The sequence below is a fragment of the Pseudomonas sp. AC242 genome (assembly GCF_979258655.1).
On record NZ_OZ409873.1, the window covers coordinates 6,258,434 to 6,277,228 of the forward strand.

16 protein-coding genes and 1 riboswitch are annotated in these 18,795 nt (G+C 60.3%); of the genes, 10 read left to right on the plus strand and 6 right to left on the minus strand.

Annotated features, from left to right (window positions below; translation table 11 throughout):
- Position 1: 1 nt before the first annotated feature.
- Positions 2-655, minus strand: a complete 654-nt coding sequence (locus tag ACZZ0A_RS28175; protein WP_007915712.1) for a protein kinase family protein — start codon at positions 653-655, stop codon at positions 2-4.
- A gap of 125 nt (positions 656-780) precedes the next feature.
- Between ACZZ0A_RS28175 and msbA the strand changes: the two genes are divergently transcribed.
- The 7 genes from msbA to ACZZ0A_RS28210 all read left to right on the plus strand — a co-directional run bounded on the left by msbA (position 781) and on the right by ACZZ0A_RS28210 (position 9,060).
- The gene (gene msbA, locus ACZZ0A_RS28180; protein ID WP_007915714.1) at positions 781-2,607 is read left to right on the plus strand and encodes a lipid A export permease/ATP-binding protein MsbA; all 1,827 of its coding nucleotides are present in this window, start codon (positions 781-783) and stop codon (positions 2,605-2,607) included.
- Positions 2,601-3,497 (plus strand): GNAT family N-acetyltransferase, encoded by an 897-nt coding sequence (locus ACZZ0A_RS28185; protein ID WP_463544017.1) that lies wholly within the window; start codon positions 2,601-2,603, stop codon positions 3,495-3,497. The genes msbA and ACZZ0A_RS28185 overlap by 7 nt, the downstream gene beginning before the upstream one ends.
- A 4-nt stretch (positions 3,498-3,501) precedes the next feature.
- On the plus strand, positions 3,502-4,902 hold the full coding sequence (locus ACZZ0A_RS28190) for a PIG-L deacetylase family protein (RefSeq protein ID WP_123376883.1): 1,401 nt from the start codon (positions 3,502-3,504) through the stop codon (positions 4,900-4,902).
- A gap of 64 nt (positions 4,903-4,966) precedes the next feature.
- Positions 4,967-6,388: a bifunctional D-glycero-beta-D-manno-heptose-7-phosphate kinase/D-glycero-beta-D-manno-heptose 1-phosphate adenylyltransferase HldE gene (hldE, locus tag ACZZ0A_RS28195; protein WP_463544018.1), complete on the plus strand. Its 1,422-nt coding sequence runs from the start codon at positions 4,967-4,969 to the stop codon at positions 6,386-6,388.
- 130 nt (positions 6,389-6,518) lie between these two features.
- Positions 6,519-7,493 (plus strand): glycosyltransferase family protein, encoded by a 975-nt coding sequence (locus ACZZ0A_RS28200; protein ID WP_007915723.1) that lies wholly within the window; start codon positions 6,519-6,521, stop codon positions 7,491-7,493.
- A complete protein-coding gene (locus tag ACZZ0A_RS28205) occupies positions 7,494-8,201 on the plus strand; it encodes a hypothetical protein (RefSeq protein ID WP_463544019.1) in 708 nt (235 codons plus the stop codon). It begins immediately after the preceding gene.
- 58 nt (positions 8,202-8,259) lie between these two features.
- Positions 8,260-9,060 (plus strand): hypothetical protein, encoded by an 801-nt coding sequence (locus ACZZ0A_RS28210; RefSeq protein WP_463544020.1) that lies wholly within the window; start codon positions 8,260-8,262, stop codon positions 9,058-9,060.
- A 4-nt stretch (positions 9,061-9,064) separates the two neighbouring features.
- Here the strand turns inward: ACZZ0A_RS28210 and ACZZ0A_RS28215 are convergent, their stop codons facing one another.
- The 4 genes from ACZZ0A_RS28215 to ACZZ0A_RS28230 form a co-directional block, all read right to left on the minus strand.
- Entirely contained in the window at positions 9,065-10,027 is a 963-nt protein-coding gene (locus tag ACZZ0A_RS28215) for a metal ABC transporter ATPase (protein ID WP_414893196.1), read from the minus strand.
- 31 nt (positions 10,028-10,058) lie between these two features.
- Entirely contained in the window at positions 10,059-10,871 is an 813-nt protein-coding gene (locus tag ACZZ0A_RS28220) for an aldo/keto reductase (RefSeq protein WP_123376886.1), read from the minus strand.
- A complete protein-coding gene (locus ACZZ0A_RS28225; protein WP_095113477.1) occupies positions 10,868-12,043 on the minus strand; it encodes an NAD(P)/FAD-dependent oxidoreductase in 1,176 nt (391 codons plus the stop codon). The genes ACZZ0A_RS28220 and ACZZ0A_RS28225 overlap by 4 nt, the downstream gene beginning before the upstream one ends.
- 140 nt (positions 12,044-12,183) lie before the next feature.
- Complete coding sequence (locus ACZZ0A_RS28230) at positions 12,184-12,516, minus strand: DMT family transporter (RefSeq protein WP_007915730.1); 333 nt, start codon at positions 12,514-12,516, stop codon at positions 12,184-12,186.
- A 104-nt stretch (positions 12,517-12,620) separates the two neighbouring features.
- Between ACZZ0A_RS28230 and ACZZ0A_RS28235 the strand changes: the two genes are divergently transcribed.
- On the plus strand, positions 12,621-13,523 hold the full coding sequence (locus ACZZ0A_RS28235) for a LysR family transcriptional regulator (RefSeq protein ID WP_176472350.1): 903 nt from the start codon (positions 12,621-12,623) through the stop codon (positions 13,521-13,523).
- Between the two features lie 11 nt (positions 13,524-13,534).
- Positions 13,535-14,809: a lipid IV(A) 3-deoxy-D-manno-octulosonic acid transferase gene (waaA, locus tag ACZZ0A_RS28240; RefSeq protein ID WP_414893197.1), complete on the plus strand. Its 1,275-nt coding sequence runs from the start codon at positions 13,535-13,537 to the stop codon at positions 14,807-14,809.
- Positions 14,810-14,898: 89 nt separating this feature from the next.
- Here waaA and ACZZ0A_RS28245 read toward each other — a convergent pair whose 3' ends face one another.
- Positions 14,899-16,332, minus strand: a complete 1,434-nt coding sequence (locus tag ACZZ0A_RS28245) for a TolC family outer membrane protein (protein WP_007915734.1) — start codon at positions 16,330-16,332, stop codon at positions 14,899-14,901.
- Between the two features lie 206 nt (positions 16,333-16,538).
- Positions 16,539-16,644: riboswitch (TPP riboswitch) on the plus strand.
- A gap of 146 nt (positions 16,645-16,790) precedes the next feature.
- Here ACZZ0A_RS28245 and thiC point away from each other — a divergent pair.
- Entirely contained in the window at positions 16,791-18,680 is a 1,890-nt protein-coding gene (gene thiC / locus ACZZ0A_RS28250) for a phosphomethylpyrimidine synthase ThiC (RefSeq protein ID WP_007915736.1), read from the plus strand.
- The last annotated feature ends 115 nt before the right edge of the window (positions 18,681-18,795 follow it).

An 18,795-nucleotide genomic window follows, 5' to 3' on the forward strand; every position in this document is an offset into this window, starting at 1 on the left:
CTTAACCGAGCAGCGGACGCAGGCGTGAGATCAGCGGCGCTTGTCGGTGGCTCGGCAAGGCCTGGCGATAGCCTTCGACAAAGGTTTCGCCGGCGTCCTGGCCCAGCAGCCATTGGCGGTCTTCCTTGTAGCGCAGCAAGTGAGCGAAGTTGCGCAGGCGTTTACTGTCACTGAGTGCGCGCTTCTGGCAGCGCAGGTCGGCGATATCGATCAGTCCCAGACGGTTGTCGGGGGTTTGCACGACGTTGCCGAAGTGCAGCGACCGAAAGTACACACCTTTTTCGTGCAGCAGGGCGAAGTACCCGCCCAGCTGGAATCTCAGTGTGTCAGCCTCTTCGTCAGTGCCTTGTAACTGACGCACTGTATTGCCTTCCAGCGGGCTGTAATACACGCCGTCGCGCTCGATGCTCGGGATGCGATAGACCGCGATGACTTTCGGGCAGAGGATGCCACGCTGTTCGAGTGCCCGGGTGTTGTCGGCAAAGCGTTGTGCATAGGGGTAGAACAGCGCCGAACTGAGCAGCCGCTTGCGGCGGAACAGCTTGAGCATGCGTCCATCGGCCAATCTGAGCACCTTGTCGCCGGAACCGTCGGCCTCCAGTACGTGTGCACCTTTGCGCAGTGCCTCGTAAGTGCTGTGATCAATCGATTGCATATCGGGCTCCCCATCATTAGCGGGGTATCTTAACCGACTTGGTCGAAGGCTGGCTTGAAGTCATGTTTATCGGGGCAAAAACGCGTGTGATATCATCGGCGCCTCACTGAATTGCGCGGATCACCATGAGCAGTCCTGAACCGAAAGCCCAGTCCACGCTGGCGATCTATTTCCGCCTTTTGGCTTACGTGCGGCCTTATGCCGGCCTTTTCCTTCTCAGCATCGTCGGGTTTCTGATCTTCGCATCGACTCAACCGATGCTCGCTTATATCCTCAAATACTTTGTCGACGGTCTGGCCAATCCTGAAGCCAGTCTGTTCCCGGGCAACCCTTATCTGGGCAAGCTGCAGTTGCTCGAAACCGTGCCACTGATGATTGTCTTCATCGCGCTGTGGCAGGGCGTGGGCTCGTACCTGGGCAACTTCTTCCTGGCGCGGGTTTCGCTGGGGCTGGTGCATGACCTGCGGGTGGTGCTGTTCAATAAATTGCTGGAGTTGCCCAATCGCTTCTTCGACAAGAACAATTCCGGCCATCTGATTTCCCGGATCACCTTCAACGTGACGATGGTCACCGGTGCTGCAACGGATGCGATCAAAGTCGTCATCCGTGAAGGCATGACCGTGATTTTCCTGTTCTGCACACTGTTGTGGATGAACTGGAAACTCACTTTGGTGATGGTCGCCATCCTGCCGTTGATCGGTTTGATGGTGAACAGCACCAGCAAGAAATTCCGCAAGCAAAGCAAGAAGATTCAGGTCTCGATGGGGAACGTCACGCACGTCGCCTCCGAGACCATTCATGGCTACCGCGTTGTGCGCAGCTTCGGCGGCGAGCAGTACGAAAAGGATCGCTTTCGCGATGCCAGCCAGAGCAACACCGACAAGCAGTTGACGATGACCAAGACCGGTGCGGTCTACACGCCGATGCTGCAACTGGTCACGTACAGTGCCATGGCCGTGGTCATGTTCCTCGTGCTGTATCTGCGCGGTGACGCTTCGCCGGGCGATCTGGTGGCGTACATCACCATGGCAGGCCTGTTGCCCAAGCCTATCCGTCAGTTGTCGGAAGTCAGCTCGACCATCCAGAAGGGTGTGGCCGGTGCCGAAAGTATTTTCGAGCAACTGGATGAGCCGGCGGAAGTGGATCGGGGCACGGTCGAGCAGGATCGTCTCGAAGGTCGTCTGGAAGTGCGCAATCTGAGCTTCCACTACCCCGACACCGACAAAGCGGTGCTCAACGACATCAGCTTTGTTGTCGAGCCGGGGCAAATGGTCGCGTTGGTTGGCCGCTCGGGCAGTGGCAAGTCGACCCTGGCCAGCCTCATTCCGCGCTTTTATCAGCATGATCATGCTCAGGGCCAGATTCTGCTCGATGGTGTGCAGGTGCAGGATTTCACCCTGCGCAGCCTGCGTCGGCAGATTGCTCTGGTGACCCAGCAGGTCACGCTGTTCAACGATACGGTGACCAACAACATCGCCTACGGCGACCTGGCCGGCGCGCCGTTCGATGAGGTCAAGCGCGCAGCCACCGAGGCGTATGCCGATGAGTTCATCATCAAGATGCCGCAGGGCTACGAAACCATGGTCGGCGAAAACGGCGTCCTGCTGTCCGGTGGTCAGCGTCAGCGTATCGCCATTGCCCGGGCGCTGCTCAAGGATGCGCCGTTGCTGATTCTCGATGAGGCCACTTCTGCGCTGGATACCGAGTCGGAGCGGCATATTCAGGCTGCCCTGGATCATGTGGTGAAAAACCGCACGACCCTGGTGATCGCGCACCGCTTGAGCACTATTGAAAAGGCCGACCTGATTCTGGTCATGGACGAAGGCCGTATCGTCGAGCGCGGCTCTCACGCGCAATTGCTTGAGCAAAACGGCTATTACGCCCGTCTGCATGCCAAAGAGTTCGAAGAGGGTGACGAGCCTCAGCCGGCACACGCGACCGACGTATGCTGACGATGTTTCGCAGCTTTCGCGAACGTGGCTGGACCGAGATCGACCGGGACAGCTACGCCCGGGCCTGGCAGCGATTTGGCGGCAGCTTTGCCACGCATCCGGAAGTCGTCGAGCGCTTGTCGACATTCCTAGGCATCGAGCTGCGCTACCTGGGCTGGATCGTTGGCGGTGATGTGCTTGCCGCCATCCCTTGCTGGGGCCGACATGTCGCCTTGTCCAAGGAAGTGCTCAAGCGCGAGGGCAAGCGTGGCTTGCTGGACATGGGCAACGCGGAAATCATTCTGCCGATTGCCCCCGATGTCAGCGTGCCGGTGCGTCAGCGCGTGGCGTATGTATCGCAACTCAATGCCGAGCAGATCAGTACGTTAAAGCCGCAGCCTGAGGGTTTGGCCCTTGCCCGGTTGCCGGAAGAGTATTCGAAGAAATTCCGCTACAACCAGCGTCGCGAACAGCGTCTGCTGGAAGAGGCGGGCGGATCGCTGGTGCCGATGTCCGACTTCACCCCGCAGGAACAGGCTGCCGCTTACGGCGATCTGTTTCAGCGTCGCTGGGGTTTTGAGGTGCCGGGCAAGGCCGGGCTGGTTGAAGTGTTTACGTTGCTGCGCGAGTTCATGACCGGTTCGGTGGTGATGCTCGATTCGGCGCCCGTGGCCATTCAGGTGCTGTATCGCGTCGAGGCCCCGCAATGGGTGTCGCTGGAGTACATCAATGGTGGCGTTGACCCGCAGAGCCGCGAGTTCAGTCCCGGCAGTGTGCTGAGTTTCGTCAACACCCAAGACGCCTGGGCGAACGCGCAAGCGCTGGGCAAGCCTTTGCGTTATTCATTCGGTCGCGCCGACCGGGAGTACAAGGATCGCTGGTGCCATAAGGTGCCGGTCTTCAAGGTCTGAATCCATGAGCACTCGCAAGCAACAGCTTCTCAAGGCCCATCGGCGCAACAAGCGTCTGTTCCTGGTCGCCTTTCTGGTGGGGTTGTTGCTGATCGGATGGTTGGTTGCGTGGTGGCTGGTGCCGTTGGTGCTGGTGCTGGCCTGGGTCGCACACGAGGCCTGGTTCGCCGATCATCTGTTCTATCGGCCTGCTGACGACTATTACTACAACTTCCCGGCGCAAACCGCGCGGCAGGCGGTGAGCCTTGCGGGCGGTGTCGTACAACTGAGCGAGCCGCTGGCGCAGGGCGAGACGCTGGTACTCGAGCTGGAAGTGAAATCCACTTGGCTGGGGCGTTGGCTCGATCCCTGCGTCGAGGTGGGCGATGATCGCCAAGACTTCGAGCGTGGCGTCAAAGGGCGGCGTTTCCTTAATCTGTCCGGGCAGGCCACTGCGCTGGCGCAAGGTGCTCTGGCGCTGCGTGGCCGATATTGCGTACCCGCCGCGACCGGTGTGTTGTGGGTCATGGCCAATCCTGATTATTCCCGCCAGCGGGTGATGGTCATTGCTCCCCATGCCGATGATGCCGAACTCGCCGCATTCGGCCTGTACAGCCGTTGCGAAGACGTCAGTATCGTCACCCTGACCCAGGGCGAGATCGAGGCTGAAGACTTCCAGCGTCTTGGCCTTGATCAAGCCGCAGCGGCACGTTTGAAGGGCCGTTTGCGCAGTTGGGACAGTCTGGTGATCCCGCTTTGGGGGGGCGTGCCTGCCGATCGCTGTGTGCAATTGGGTTATTACTGCTTGCAACTGCCGTCGATGGCCGAAGCGCCTGTGAAGGCGTTCGGCTCCCGTGAGTCGCAGGAAAACGATGTGCGCAGCGTGCGCCGGCACAATCCGTTGAGCCTGCCCGCCGACATCGATGGGCAGCCGACCTGGCAAAATCTGCTGGGCGACCTGAAGGCCCTGCTTGAGCACTATCGTCCAGAAGTGGTGGTGACGCCCCATCCTGAGCTCGATCCTCACAGCGATCATGTGGCGTCTACCCAGGCGCTGCTTGAGGCTATCGAGCTGAGTCAGTGGAAACCGACAACCCTGCTGATGTACGCCAATCACCTGCACGACAACGATCGCTGGCCGATGGGCCCAGCCGGTGCCGGTATTGCGCTGCCGCCGGCCATCGAGCCATTGCCGGCTGACCGGCTGTGGAGTCCGCTGTTGTCAGCAGATGTGCAACTGGACAAAGCCATGGCACTGGCCATGGAGCACGATCTGCAGGGCGGGCAAGTGTTCAAGCGGCAATTACGCCGCTGGATCCAGCAAGTCCTGGCGGGTCGTCGCTGGCCAGCAACAGGCAGTAACGAGTTTTTCCGCAAGGCGGTCCGGCGTCACGAATTGTTCTGGGTGCGCGACCTTTCAGATTGAGGCGGACGGCGCTTTACCCTGTGTTAATATCGCGCCCCTGTTCATTTTGTATGTGGGTTGCTCCATGAAGTTGTCCATGCCGCGTTTCGATCAAGCCCCGGTCTTGGTAGTCGGCGATGTCATGCTCGACCGTTACTGGCATGGCGGAACCTCACGGATTTCCCCTGAGGCGCCGGTGCCGGTCGTTAAGGTCGAGCAGATCGAAGATCGTCCGGGCGGTGCCGCGAACGTTGCCTTGAACATTGCCGCGCTGGGTGCACCGGCGTCTCTGGTCGGTGTGACCGGTGACGACGAAGCCGCCGACAGCCTGAGCAACAGTCTCAAAGGCGCGGGCGTACGTGCCCTGTTCCAGCGCATTGCGCACCAGCCAACCATCGTCAAGCTGCGGGTCATGAGCCGGCACCAGCAACTGCTGCGTATCGACTTTGAAGAGCCGTTCGCCACCGATGCCCTGGCCCTCGGTTCACAGGTCGACGACCTGCTCGAAGGCATCAAGGTCCTGGTACTTTCCGACTACGGCAAAGGCGCCCTGAAAAACCATCAGGCGTTGATCCAGGCCGCCTTTGCGAAGAACATTCCGGTACTGGCTGACCCCAAGGGCAAGGATTTCTCGATTTATCGCGGCGCGAGCCTGATCACCCCGAACCTCAGCGAATTCGAAGCCATCGTCGGCGGTTGTGTCGATGAGCATGAACTGGTGAGCAAGGGCGCCGCCCTGATGCACGACCTGGAGCTTGGTGCGCTGCTGGTGACGCGCGGCGAGCACGGCATGACCCTGCTGCGTCCTGACCAGCCGGCACTGCACTTGCCGGCCCGTGCCCGTGAAGTGTTCGATGTCACCGGTGCCGGTGATACGGTGATTTCGACTCTGGCCGCAGCGATTGCCGCCGGTGAAGACCTGCCCCACGCCGTTGCGCTGGCCAATCTGGCCGCCGGCATCGTGGTTGGCAAGCTCGGTACGGCCGCCATCAGTGCTCCGGAGCTGCGTCGCGCCATCCAGCGTGAAGAAGGTTCCGAGCGTGGTGTGCTGGGTCTTGAGCAGTTGCTGCTCGCCGTGGCCGATGCCCGCGCGCACAACGAGAAGATCGTCTTCACCAACGGTTGCTTCGACATCCTGCATGCCGGGCATGTGACCTATCTGGAACAAGCGCGGGCACAGGGCGATCGCCTGATTGTCGCGGTCAACGATGATGCTTCGGTCAGCCGCCTCAAAGGCCCGGGCCGTCCGATCAACAGCGTCGACCGGCGCATGGCCGTTCTCGCCGGCCTCGGCGCGGTGGACTGGGTGATCAGTTTCCCTGAAGGCACCCCGGAAAACCTGCTGCGCGAGGTCAAACCGGACGTGCTGGTCAAGGGCGGCGATTACGGCATCGATCAGGTGGTCGGCGCTGATATCGTCAGCGCTTATGGCGGCACCGTGAAGGTCTTGGGGCTTGTGGAAAACAGCTCGACAACTGCGATTGTCGAGAAGATCCGCAGTCGTTGATCAGATGAATTTTTACTGTTGTGTACTGCGTGTGAACGGATTGTGCCTTGGGGATTTTACCGTTTCCGTTGATGTAGGCAGCTTTGAATCCGATGCGCTTGCCTGCCTACGTCGCGTGGTCAATTAATCTATGAAAGTCATGCTCCTGGTGATGGACGAGCAGCGGGTCATTCTCGACCGGCTCTACGACATCGTGCAGCAGAACTGTGATGAATGTTTCATCTATCGTTTGAGCAAACGGCAACAAATGAACCTGGGGCCGTTTCTGGCCTCGGTTGGTTATCAGAACTTCGATCGTGTGGTCATCTTTTCCAGGGTCAAGCGCCTGGCCCCGCAATTGCGGGTGCTCAAGTGCATTCCCGGGCTGGTCTTCCTCGAACACGACGCCTACCAGAACTACATGCCGGCGAGTAAGTATCGTGGCGTGTATTCACGCCTCTACCGTCGCCTGCCGAGTTGTCGGGCGCTGGTGTCCGGTGCTGTGGTCGCGCGCAAGATGCTGGCTGAGGGCATCGACACGGTGTTCGTCTCCAAGGGTTATGACGAGCAGATGCTGCACAACACCGGCGTCGAGCGGGATATTCCCATCGGCTTTCTGGGCAGCCTGAAAAGTACCGAATATGCCGAGCGCAAAGCCATGCTCGAGTCGCTCTCGCAGCGGACCGGGATGCTGGTGACCCGCACCAAGTCGGGTGAGGAATACCTGCAGACGCTCAATCGCATAAGGATTTTCGTCAGCGCCGACATCGGCATGAACGAGTTCATGATCAAGAACTACGAGGCCATGGCTTGCGGCTGTGTGTTGCTGGCCTGGAGCCAAGGCGAAGAAGACCGCTTGCTCGGTTTTGAAGACATGCACAACACCGTGTTCTACCGCAGCGAAGAAGAGGCGGTGGAGAAGATCAAGCTGTTGCAGAGCGATCCGGAACTCGCGGAGCGCATTGCCCGCAACGGCCAGGAATTTGCGCAAAGCCGTTATTCCTTTGCCCGTGTCGGTCAGGCACTGGCCACGGAAATCCAGCGTGAGATGCGCCCATGGCAGCCGCCTTCGGCGTTCACACGGTTCTGGGTGAAACTGCGCTACGGGATGAAGGTGCCAGTCTGAATGAAGGATCATCAAGCGTCGCAACCCGACGAACACATGGCGCTGGATGCGCTGCCCGGCGGTGATCAGTCCGTTCTGGGCGCTCTGCCTGCAGACCTTCTCGAGCGTCTCGGCCGTGCACCTCGGGTCGTGCTGGTTGCCAACAATCCGGCTATCACCGCGGCAGACTTTCAGGCGCTGGACATTGGCGCCGATGATGTCGTCGTCAGCTTCAATACCTGCATCAAAGCGGCGCTGCTCAACAAGCACAACGTCAATGTCTTCGTGCATGGCTACAACGCGCAGGACGCCTATTTTTTTGGTCTGCCTTACGCGCCGCCGGTGCAGCGCATGTTCGAACAGGCGAATGAACGCTGTTTCAGCATGCTGGTGGGCTGTGCCGCACCGATGTGCCCATTGCCGCGTGTGGCGATGTATTGGGATCGCATTCCGCTGCCGCCGCTGTGGAACTACCCGGTCAACCGGCCGGGCGGTAAACGCTACGTCGGGCCGTCCACGGGTTTTAACACGCTGGTGTTGTTCGACTGGTTACGTGATCACGCCGGTTATACCTATCAGCTGATGACCCTGGGGTTTTCCAACGAAGCAGGAAAGCTGTGGGGTGGCCATGCCTGGGATTACGAGCGCGACTGGCTGCAGAAATCGCACGTCATTGTGGTGCCGCTGCCACCCCGTCGCTGGTGGCAAAAGCTGTTTCGGCAAAAGTAAGCCACATCGTGAATCCGGTTGCCGTCAGGCCCGAACCATTTTCAAAAGGTGCTGTTGAGTGTTGAAAATTGCCGTGGCTTTTTTCGGGATCCCGAGAAATTCGACAATCTGCTTCCCCTCTATCGAACAGAACGTTCTTGCGCAGTTGCCTGCGGGCAGCGACGTTAAGTGCTTCTACCATCTGTACAAGATCGATGAGGTGCAGAACACGCGGTCCGGCGAGAAGGGTGAACTGAAGGCGGACAATTACCAGCCGTTCGAGTCGATGACCGGCACGCTCACCTCGACCGAAGGTGTGCTGGAGCGCTGGGATTTCGAGCAGGTCAAAGCACAGGGCGACACTTGGGCCGATGACTATGCGTCGCTGCGTAATCTGATCTATCAGCTCAACTCGTTGCACACCGTGACCTTGATGATCGAATCCTTCGATCCGGATTTCGTTGTGTTCGTGCGCCCGGACAATTTCTTCCACACCGCGCTGCCCGGCTATGTGTTCAATCATCCGCAGGCGCGGCGACACAACGCCTACATTCCTGATTGGCAGTGGTGGGGTGGTTTGAACGACCGTTTCGCGGTTTGCGGGCGCGATAACTATGTCGCGTACGGCAAACGGGTCGAGCGCATTTTCGATTTCTGCAAGGCGACAGGTCGCAAGCTGCATTCCGAGCGCTTGCTCAAATATGCGTTGCAGCAGGTGGATGCCAAAATCTGCACACTGCCGACTCAGGCATCACGAGTGCGCATTACCGGCGCATTTGCCGAGGAGTCGTTCTCGCCCAAGCGCGGCATGGGCAAGCGCGAAAACCGCTACTTCCATTTCTTCGCCGCGTTGCGCACGTGGTGGGATCGCCGCCGCTAAACCGCTATTTGGCGGTTTTTTTGCCCAGCCCGACCAAACGCAGCGCCTTGATGCTCAACTGCTTGAGCCCCTGACGCGGGGCTTTCGCCGGTTGCAGACCCTGTTGCACCAGCCAGTCCTTCCAGCGAATCCGCTCCTCGCGCACGACCCAGCCGGTTTGTGTCGCAAAGCTCTCGGCCAGATACAGACCTCGGGTGCTGGCCGGCACCAGTTTGTCGCGCTTGAGCGTGTATAGCTCGGCCAGTGGCGCGCCGTCCTTGAGTGGCATCAAGTACAGGTCGGGGCGCTTGCGGTCGAGTCTGGCCACCAGTTGATCACCTTCCAGACGCTCGTCGACGTGGAACAGACTCAGGGACTTGGCTTCCTTGGGCACATCCAGGCGCAAGTCGTAGATCAATTGCAGTGACGCGGTCGGCAGGTGTACGTAGGCCCGAGGCCGTTCGAGCAATTGCAGATTGGCGCTACGGATCGGTCGCGCTGAGCCGGACAACGGGGTCAGGCGAAACGGCAGGGCTTCGCGATAATGCAGAGCTGCAGAGTAGGGGGCTGGCAGCCAAGTGTCGTTGAAGCGCCCGCCGAGCCAGCCTTCCGGTGTCTCGAGCAAACACTCTTCAGCAATTTCCTGAATGGCCGTGTGTAGCGGGATATTCAGCTCATGAGCCGGCACGTAACCGGAAATCAATTTGAGCACGACGTCGCCACGGTCCTGTCGGCGCTGGCGCACCAGCACCCAATAATCGCGATTCTGCCAATGCAGGGTCAGACGTACCGAAACGCCGAGATTGGCCAGCTCCAGCGAGAAGCGCTCAGTGTCGGCCACGCTCACCGGTTTGCGCCGCTGCAAGGTCTGCGCGAAGTTCAGCGGCATGCCGACGCTCTGATAGGTCAGGCCTTCGGGGGTGGCTTCGACGTACAGCGGCAGGGTCTTGAAGTTGCTCGGGTTCTTTCTGATGAGCGTGCGCGGCATATCGGCTCCTGCTTAAGGCCGCGAGGCGGCGTCAGTGACCACGTAGGACCTGGGCAACGGTCGCAACGTTGTGGGCGAGGTGCAGCGGATTGATCGTGCCGACAATAGCACTGGCCACGCCAGGCTGTGCGAACAGCAATTCGAAGCTGGCGCGCACCGGGTCGACGCCCGGGCTCAGGCAGACATGACCGCTGGCCAAGGCTTTTTTCACCAGAATGGCTTTGCCGTGGACAGCAGCATAGTCAATGACAGCTTTCTCGTTTTGTTCGTTCAGATTGTAGGTGACCATTGCGCAGTCACCTTGCTCCAGTGCCTTGAGGCCACCTTCGACGGTTTTTCCGGAAAAGCCGAAGCCGCGAATCTTGCCTTCGGCCTTGAGCGCCGCGAGGGTGGCGTACACCTCTTCGTGCTCGAGAATTGCCATGTCGTTGCCGTCGGAATGCACCAGCACCAGGTCGATAAAATCGGTTTCAAGACGTTGCAGGCTGCGTTCCACCGACATTCGTGTGTGTGCTGCACTGAAATCGTGGCGCGACAGACCATCGGCAAACTCTTCGCCGACCTTGCTGACGATTACCCAGTCCTGACGCTGGCCACGCAGCAGCGGGCCGAGACGCTCTTCGCTGCGGCCATAGGCCGGGGCGGTGTCGATCAGGTTGATGCCCAATTCCCGCGCCTGACGCAGCAGCATGCGCGCTTCGTCGTCGCCGGGAATCTGAAAACCGTTGGGGTATTTCACGCCTTGGTCACGGCCGAGTTTGACCGTGCCCAGACCCAGTGGCGAAACCATCAGGCCGGTGCTGCCCAACGGTCGATGAAGGTCGTGCAGATTGGCAATGGTCATGGCAGCAGTTGCTCCCAGGCGGGAACGCCCATGGGTGGTTTTGGCAGCGCCGGCAAAGGTTCGGCGGCTTGCGGCTGGATGCCGTCGCGCTCGAGAGAGGCGATGACCCGGTCAGCGAAGTCCGGTGCCAGCGCCAGTTTGGTTGGCCAGCCGACCAGCAAGCGCCCCTGCTCGGCGAGAAAGGCGTTGTCCGGGCGTGTCAGCCCGGTTTGCAGTGGTTCGGCACGGTCAACCCGCAGGGTCGCCCATTGCGTGGCGCTGAGGTCGATCCACGGCAGCAACTGTGCGATCTCTTTCTGCGCGGTGGCGATCTGCTCGGCCGGCTCGCGGTGCACGCCTTCGCTTTCGGCGATGTCGCCGCCCATGTACCAGACCCATTGGCCGTCAGCCGCCGGGTGTGTGGTCACGGTGATCCGCGGTTTGCTGCCGCCACCCAGGCAGTGGGCGTACAACGGTTTCAGGCCCGGGCCTTTGGCGAGGATCATGTGCAGCGGCCGGCGTTGCATGGCCGGCTGGCTCAGACCGAGGTCTTCAAGCAGTTGGGCGGTACCCGCGCCGGCGCTGAGGACGATGCGCTGAGCGCGAATCTCGCGGCCGTCGACTTGCAACCCGACCAGCACGCCCGCTTCCAGCAACGGCTCGATGGTTTGCCCGGCGAGCAGGCCATCGCCGGCCAGATCGGCCAGACGCTGGATCAGGCTTGGCACATCCACGACGAGTTCGGCGAGACGATAGACCTTGCCCTTGAAGCGCTTGTCTTGCAGGGCTGGCGGCAGTTGCTCGCCCTTGACCTGATCAACGCGGCCGCGCACCGCTTTGCTGGCGAAGAAACTGGTGAGGTTGCCGGCGAGGGTCCCCGGCGACCACAGGTAATGGGCCTCGGACAGCAGGCGCACACCGGACAGGTCCAGCTCGCCATTGCCGGCCAGCGCTTCACGCCAGCGGCGCGGCATGTCGGCGATGGCTTCCGAGGCGCCGGTCAGAGCACCGTGCAGCGCGTATTTGGCGCCGCCGTGGATGATGCCCTGGGATTTAACGCTTTGCCCGCCGCCGAGGCTGGCACTTTCCACCAGCACGGTCGAAAAACCCTGGCGGCGCAGACGCGCGTTCAACCAGAGGCCGGCGACACCAGCGCCGACAATCAGAACGTCGGTGGAAATAACGGATGGCATGCAACGACCTCAGTGTTCAAGACGAGGGCGCAGTATACAGACTCGGGAAAGGGGCGGATTTGTCGATGATCAACAGGCCGAACACAAATCCAAATGTGGGAGCGAGCAGGCTCACTCCTACAAGGGAATGTGGTTGGGCTTTAGTGCCCGGCAGTTTTCGAGAACAACTGGATCACGACGACGCCCAGCACGATCAACGCCATCCCCAGCATCGCCGGGATATCCAGTTTTTGCCCGTAGATAAACAGCGCCGCGACGCTGACCATCACAATGCCCATACCCGCCCAGACCGCATAGGCAACGCCGACCGGTACGGTGCGCACCACCAGCGTCAGCATCCAGAACGCAATCGCGTAGCCGACGATGACCAGCACTAGCGGCAGGGGGGTGCTGATGCCTTTGACGGCCTTCATCGATACGGTGGCGATCACTTCGGCGCAGATGGCAATGGCCAGGTAGGCGTAGGCGTTCATGGTTCAGATCCTCAATGTAAAACGTTGCTTGCTGAGGCGGCATTCTAGTGATTCACCAGATGGGGTAAAGTCATTACCTATCTGTTCTGAAGATGGGTTGGCGAATCAGCATGCAGTGGAATCTGGATCAACTTCGGGTGTTTGTCGATGTGGCCGAACATCGCTCGTTTTCCGCCGTGGCGCGCCAGCAGCGCAAGGCGCAATCGGCGATCAGCAACGCTGTTGCCATGCTTGAAGATGATCTGGGCGTGAGCCTGTTTGAGCGTAGCAGCGGTCGCCAGCCAAGCCTTACTGAAGCGGGCGAAGCATTGCTCGAAGAAGCGCGGGAAGTCCTGCGCCAGTGTGAGCGTCTGAATGGCCGGGCGATGGCAATGATGCGTGGTCAGGAAGCGCAACTGCGCGTGGCCCAGGACGAGGCGATGCCCTATCAGGCGCTGGTGGAAAGTTTCGGTGAACTGGCCGAGCAATTCCCCAGCCTTGAAGTGCAACTGACCAGCGCCGCGCAAGGCGAGGTCGCGCGAAAACTGGTCGAACGTCGCGCCGACCTCGGCCTGCTTTTCTATCACGATGAAATCCCCGAAGCCTTGGAGCGCCGCGTCCTCGGCAGCGTGGAGATGGTCACGGTCTGTGGCATCAAGCACCCGCTGGCGGCGCAGTCCTATGTGACCTGCCAACAACTGGCGCAACACCGACAATTGCTGATGTCGACGCAAACCAGCGTCTATCCCGGCAACGAGCCGGCCAGCCCGCAGGTGTGGCGCGCCGACAGTTTCTACGTGATGTCCGAATGGCTGGTGCGCGATCTGGGCTGGGCCTGGTTGCCGCGCCATGTGGTGCAGTACTCGGCGTATCAGGGCTTGATGGTTGAACTTGACAGTGAGTGGACGCCGCCGGCGCTGGTGGTTGAGCTGGTCTGGCGCCGCGACGAACCGCTCGGCCCGGCCGCGCGTTGGCTGGCCGAACGTTTTGCCGTGCACTTGCGGGCGATCGGTGGCAAAAGTCGATAAACTCCGCCGCCATGAATAGAACTCTCTACACCGCGCTGTTTTACCTGGGGCTGCCATTGGTGGCGATTCGGCTATGGCTGCGGGCGCGCAAGGCGCCGGCGTATGCCAAGCGGATTGGCGAACGTTTTTCCTACGGCATGCCGAGGTTGCAACCCGGCGGCATCTGGGTGCACGCGGTATCGGTGGGCGAAAGCATCGCTGCCGCACCGATGATCCGCGCTTTGTTGCAACGTTATCCACAGTTGCCAATTACCGTGACCTGCATGACCCCGACCGGGTCGGAGCGGATTCAGGCGCTGTTCGCCAACGAGCCGCGCATTCAGCATTGCTATCTGCCCTACGACTTGCCGTGTGCGGCGTCGCGTTTTCTTGATCGCGTTCAGCCCAAGCTTGCGGTGATCATGGAAACCGAGTTGTGGCCTAACCACATTCATCAGTGCGCCAAGCGTGGAATTGCGGTGGCGCTGGCCAACGGACGCTTGTCCGAGCGCTCCGCACGCGGCTATGGCCGCTTCAGCAAGCTGACCGCGCCGATGCTGGCCGAGATGAGTTTGTTCGCCGTGCAGACCGAAGCCGAAGCCCAGCGCTTCCGCGATCTGGGTGCGCGTGCGGAAACAGTCGAAGTCACCGGTTCGATCAAGTTCGACCTGACCATCGACCCGCAACTGCTGCAACGCGCGGCCGAACTGCGCGGGCAGTGGCAGGCGCTGGAGCGCCCGGTGTGGATCGCCGCCAGCACCCACGAAGGCGAAGACGAAGTGGTGCTCGATGCCCATCGCCGCTTGCTGACCAATCATCCGGATGCCCTGCTGATCCTGGTGCCGCGTCACCCGGAACGTTTCAACTCGGTGTTCGAACTGTGTCAGCGCGAAGGTTTTGCCACGGTGCGACGCTCGACCGCAGCTCAGGTCGATGCAAAGACTTCAGTACTGCTCGGCGACACCATGGGCGAATTGTTGTTTCTCTATGCCTTGGCGGACAGTGCGTTTGTCGGCGGCAGCCTGGTGCCTAACGGTGGGCACAACCTGCTGGAGCCGGCAGCCTTGGCCAAACCGGTGATCAGCGGCCCGCACCTGTTCAACTTCCTCGACATCGCCGCGCAAATGCGTGAAGCCGGAGCGTTGGCCGAAGTGGATGATGCCGAAGGGCTGGCGGTGGAGGTGCAGCGCTTGTTCGAATTGCCGCGTGATGCGCAGCGTATGGCCGACGCCGGGCTGGCGGTGATGCGCCGCAATCAGGGCGCGTTGCAGCGCTTGCTGGATGGCTTGGGAAGATTGATCAATTAAGCAAAAAGATCGCAGCCTTCGGCAGCTCCTACATTGGAATACGTTTCCTGTAGGAGCTGCCGGAGGCTGCGATCTTTTGTTTTTAAGGCTTAAGGCCGAGCCTTGAGCTGCGCCTCGGCGGCCTTGGCCAGATCCGGCGGGAGGAAATCCTTGTCCGGGTTGTAATCGGCCTTCAGATACCGCCGCAGATCTTCCAGGTCACCCGGGTTCAGTGTCCCCGCCGCCTGCTTCAAACGCAGGTTGTCGAGGATGTAGTCATAACGCGTGTTGTTGTAATTGCGCACCGAGGTGTACAGCTGACGCTGCGCATCGAGCACGTCAACGATGTTGCGCGTACCGACCTGATAACCGATCTCGGTAGCTTCCACCGCGCTCTGGTTGGAAATGATCGACTGACGACGCGCCTGCACTTGCTCGACGTCGGTGTTCACCGCACGGTGCAGGTTGCGGGTGTTCTCGACGATCTGCCTGCGTAGGGATTCGCGCTGTTGTTCGCTCTGATTCAGTTGCTCATACGACTGGCGCACTTGCGAGCTGGTCAACCCGCCGCTGTAGATCGGGATGTTCAGTTGCAAGCCGACTGTGCTCTGCTCGACGTTGCCGTGATAAGGCGTGCCGAACGAGTTCGGATTGGCAAATCCCAGCGCATCGTTGTCACCCTTTTCGTATTTGGCCACGGCGTCGAGGGTTGGCAAATGGCCGGCCTTGCGCTGCTTCAACGTTTCTTCGGCCGAGCTGACGGCGAAGTTGCTCGCCAGCAGGTTAAGGTTCTGTTTCGCCGCTGTGTCGACCCACGCCTTGGCATCGTTCGGCGCCGGCGGCAGGATCGGCAGCGTATGGACGATGCCCTGAATCGAGTTGTACTGGCGGTTGGTCAGGGTGATCAGCGCTTCGAAGGCATCATCGACCTGACGCTGGGCAACGATGCGGTTGGCTCGTGCGGTGTCGTAACTGGCTTGCGATTGCAGCACGTCGGTCTTGTCCGACAGGCCGACATCGAAGCGCTCGTTGGACTGGTCGAGCTGGCGCTTGAATGCGGCTTCTTCAGCCTTGGTCGAGGCGAGGTTGTCCTGGCTGCGCAGCACGTTGAAATAGCTTTCGGCCGATTGCAGGATCAGGTTCTGCTCAGTCGCCGACAGTTGCAGGGCGGCTTGCTCGTTGACGTCCTTCGCGGCCTGGTACTGGAACCAGCGATCGGCGCGGAACAATGGCTGGGCCAGAGTCGCTTGATAAGAGTGAGCGCTGCGATTGGCAGTGGCCGAGGGTTGATCGATCGACGTGCGCACATTGGCCACTTCGGCACCGCCCGACAGGTTCGGCAGCAACCCGGCGCGGGCCTGTGGCACGACTTCTTTCTGCGCACCGTACTGAGCGCGGGCGGCGGCCAGATCAGCATTGTTGTCGACCGCTTCCTGATAGACGCTGACCAGGTCGGTTTTGGTCGACAAGGGCGCTTCTGCTGCCCAGGCCATTGCGTTGGACGCACAAGACACGGCAACAGCCAGTGAGAGTTTGCGCAGCATGAGGCGATCCCTAGCATTAATATTATGGAAGTAATCCGGGCGCCAAAGGTAAGGCGCAGGCCCCGCAGCGTCAAGGCGTGGCGGGGCAAAGCGAGTGTAGTTGCGCATTTGCCTCACAACAATCGGCCAAGCCCCTGTATTTATGCCATTCATCATGGTGTTTGCTGCGGTGTTGGCGTTCTTTGCCGGTTGTGTCTAGACTGGCCGGGTTCTTGTCGGGGTGCCTTGCTATGAGGCTGAGATCGAATAATTTCGGATCCCGTTGAACCTGATCAGGTTAGCGCCTGCGTAGGGAACAAGATTTCTCGTCACCCGGCGAGTCCTCTTGTGCTTCGTCCGGGAAATTGTTCGACAATCGAACGCTCGACGACGATGCACAGCACCGGTCCTGGTGCGTCCGTGCCTTTCAGGTTCTGCTCCGACAATCCACTGCCTGGATGCTGTCTGGAGAGCCCGTGATGACTACAAAATCAAAAAACGCGATCAACCTGAGTGACTCGGCCAAGGTCGACGAGCAATCGGTCAAGCCGTTCACCCGTTCGCAAAAAGTCTACGTTCAGGGCTCGCGCCCGGACATCCTCGTGCCGATGCGCGAAATCACCCTTGATGTGACCCCGACTGACTTCGGCGGTGAAATCAACGCACCGGTCACCGTTTACGATACCTCGGGCCCCTACACCGATCCGAACGTGGTGATCGACGTACGCAAAGGCCTGGCCGATGTGCGTTCTGCGTGGATCGATGACCGTGGCGACACCGAGCGCCTGGCGGGTCTGAGTTCCAACTTTGGTCGCGAGCGCCTCGCCGATCCGGAACTGACCAAGCTGCGCTTTGCCCACGTCAACAACCCGCGCCGCGCCAAGGCTGGGGCCAACGTCACGCAAATGCACTATGCGCGTCAGGGCATCATCACGCCCGAGATGGAATTCGTCGCCATCCGCGAAAACATGAAGCTTGAGGTGGCCCGCGCCGCCGGCCTGCTGGATCAGCAACACCCGGGTCACAGCTTCGGCGCCAGCGTGCCGAAAATCATCACCCCTGAATTTGTCCGTGAAGAGATCGCCCGTGGCCGCGCAATCATTCCGGCCAACATCAACCACACCGAACTGGAACCGATGATCATCGGCCGTAACTTCCTGGTGAAGATCAACGGCAATATCGGCAACAGCGCGTTGGGTTCGTCCATCGAAGAAGAAGTGGCGAAACTGACCTGGGGCATTCGCTGGGGCGCGGACAACATCATGGACTTGTCCACCGGCAAGCACATTCACGAAACCCGCGAGTGGATCATCCGTAACTCGCCGGTGCCGATCGGCACAGTGCCGATCTATCAGGCGCTGGAAAAAGTCGGCGGCGCGGCCGAAGACCTGACCTGGGAGCTGTTCCGCGACACGCTGATCGAGCAGGCCGAGCAGGGCGTCGACTACTTCACCATTCACGCCGGCGTGCTGCTGCGTTACGTGCCGCTGACCGCCAAACGCGTGACCGGTATCGTTTCCCGTGGCGGTTCGATCATGGCCAAGTGGTGCCTGGCGCATCACAAGGAAAACTTCGCCTACACGCATTTCGAAGAAATCTGCGAAATCATGAAAGCCTATGACGTCAGCTTCTCGCTGGGTGATGGCTTGCGTCCGGGGTCGATTGCCGACGCCAACGATGCTGCTCAATTCGGCGAACTGGAAACCCTCGGCGAACTGACCAAGATCGCCTGGAAACACGACGTGCAAACCATGATCGAAGGCCCGGGCCACGTGCCGATGCAGTTGATCAAAGAGAACATGGACAAGCAGTTGGAGTGCTGCGATGAGGCGCCGTTCTACACCCTCGGCCCGCTGACCACCGACATTGCGCCGGGCTACGACCACATCACCTCGGGTATCGGTGCGGCGATGATCGGCTGGTTCGGTTGCGCGATGCTTTGCTACGTGACGCCGAAGGAACACTTGGGTCTGCCGAACAAGGATGACGTGAAGACCGGGATCATCACTTACAAGATCGCCGCGCACGCAGCGGACTTGGCCAAAGGGCATCCGGGCGCACAGATTCGCGACAACGCCTTGAGCAAGGCGCGTTTCGAGTTCCGTTGGGAGGATCAGTTCAACCTGGGTCTGGATCCGGATACCGCGCGTTCGTATCACGATGAAACCCTGCCGAAGGATTCGGCGAAGGTCGCGCATTTCTGTTCGATGTGCGGGCCGAAATTCTGCTCGATGAAGATCACTCAGGAAGTCCGCGAGTATGCGGCCAACCAGCGGATCGACGCGGTCGACGTGGACGTCGCCCAAGGCCTGGCGGAACAGGCCGAGCGGTTCAAGAAGGAAGGCAGTCAGCTGTACAAAAAGGTTTGAGCCCGTACTGATCGTTCCCACGCTCTGCGTGGGAATGCAGCCCGTGACGCTCCGCGTCACTGGTCCCTAGAGGCGTTCCCACGCGGAGCGTGGGAACGATCACAACAAGTGTCCC

Bases quoted from the DNA above. Each gene is read 5' to 3' on its own strand.
- waaA (WP_414893197.1), top strand. From the start codon at position 13,535: ATGAATAGAACTCTCTACACCGCGCTGTTTTACCTGGGGCTGCCATTG.
- ACZZ0A_RS28190 (WP_123376883.1), top strand. From the start codon at position 3,502: ATGAGCACTCGCAAGCAACAGCTTCTCAAGGCCCATCGGCGCAACAAG.
- ACZZ0A_RS28200 (WP_007915723.1), top strand. From the start codon at position 6,519: ATGAAAGTCATGCTCCTGGTGATGGACGAGCAGCGGGTCATTCTCGAC.
- ACZZ0A_RS28215 (WP_414893196.1), bottom strand. From the start codon at position 10,027: ATGCCGCGCACGCTCATCAGAAAGAACCCGAGCAACTTCAAGACCCTG.
- ACZZ0A_RS28175 (WP_007915712.1), bottom strand. From the start codon at position 655: ATGCAATCGATTGATCACAGCACTTACGAGGCACTGCGCAAAGGTGCA.
- ACZZ0A_RS28220 (WP_123376886.1), bottom strand. From the start codon at position 10,871: ATGACCATTGCCAATCTGCACGACCTTCATCGACCGTTGGGCAGCACC.
- ACZZ0A_RS28245 (WP_007915734.1), bottom strand. From the start codon at position 16,332: ATGCTGCGCAAACTCTCACTGGCTGTTGCCGTGTCTTGTGCGTCCAAC.
- thiC (WP_007915736.1), top strand. From the start codon at position 16,791: ATGACTACAAAATCAAAAAACGCGATCAACCTGAGTGACTCGGCCAAG.
- ACZZ0A_RS28205 (WP_463544019.1), top strand. From the start codon at position 7,494: ATGAAGGATCATCAAGCGTCGCAACCCGACGAACACATGGCGCTGGAT.
- msbA (WP_007915714.1), top strand. From the start codon at position 781: ATGAGCAGTCCTGAACCGAAAGCCCAGTCCACGCTGGCGATCTATTTC.
- ACZZ0A_RS28185 (WP_463544017.1), top strand. From the start codon at position 2,601: ATGCTGACGATGTTTCGCAGCTTTCGCGAACGTGGCTGGACCGAGATC.
- hldE (WP_463544018.1), top strand. From the start codon at position 4,967: ATGAAGTTGTCCATGCCGCGTTTCGATCAAGCCCCGGTCTTGGTAGTC.
- ACZZ0A_RS28225 (WP_095113477.1), bottom strand. From the start codon at position 12,043: ATGCCATCCGTTATTTCCACCGACGTTCTGATTGTCGGCGCTGGTGTC.
- ACZZ0A_RS28230 (WP_007915730.1), bottom strand. From the start codon at position 12,516: ATGAACGCCTACGCCTACCTGGCCATTGCCATCTGCGCCGAAGTGATC.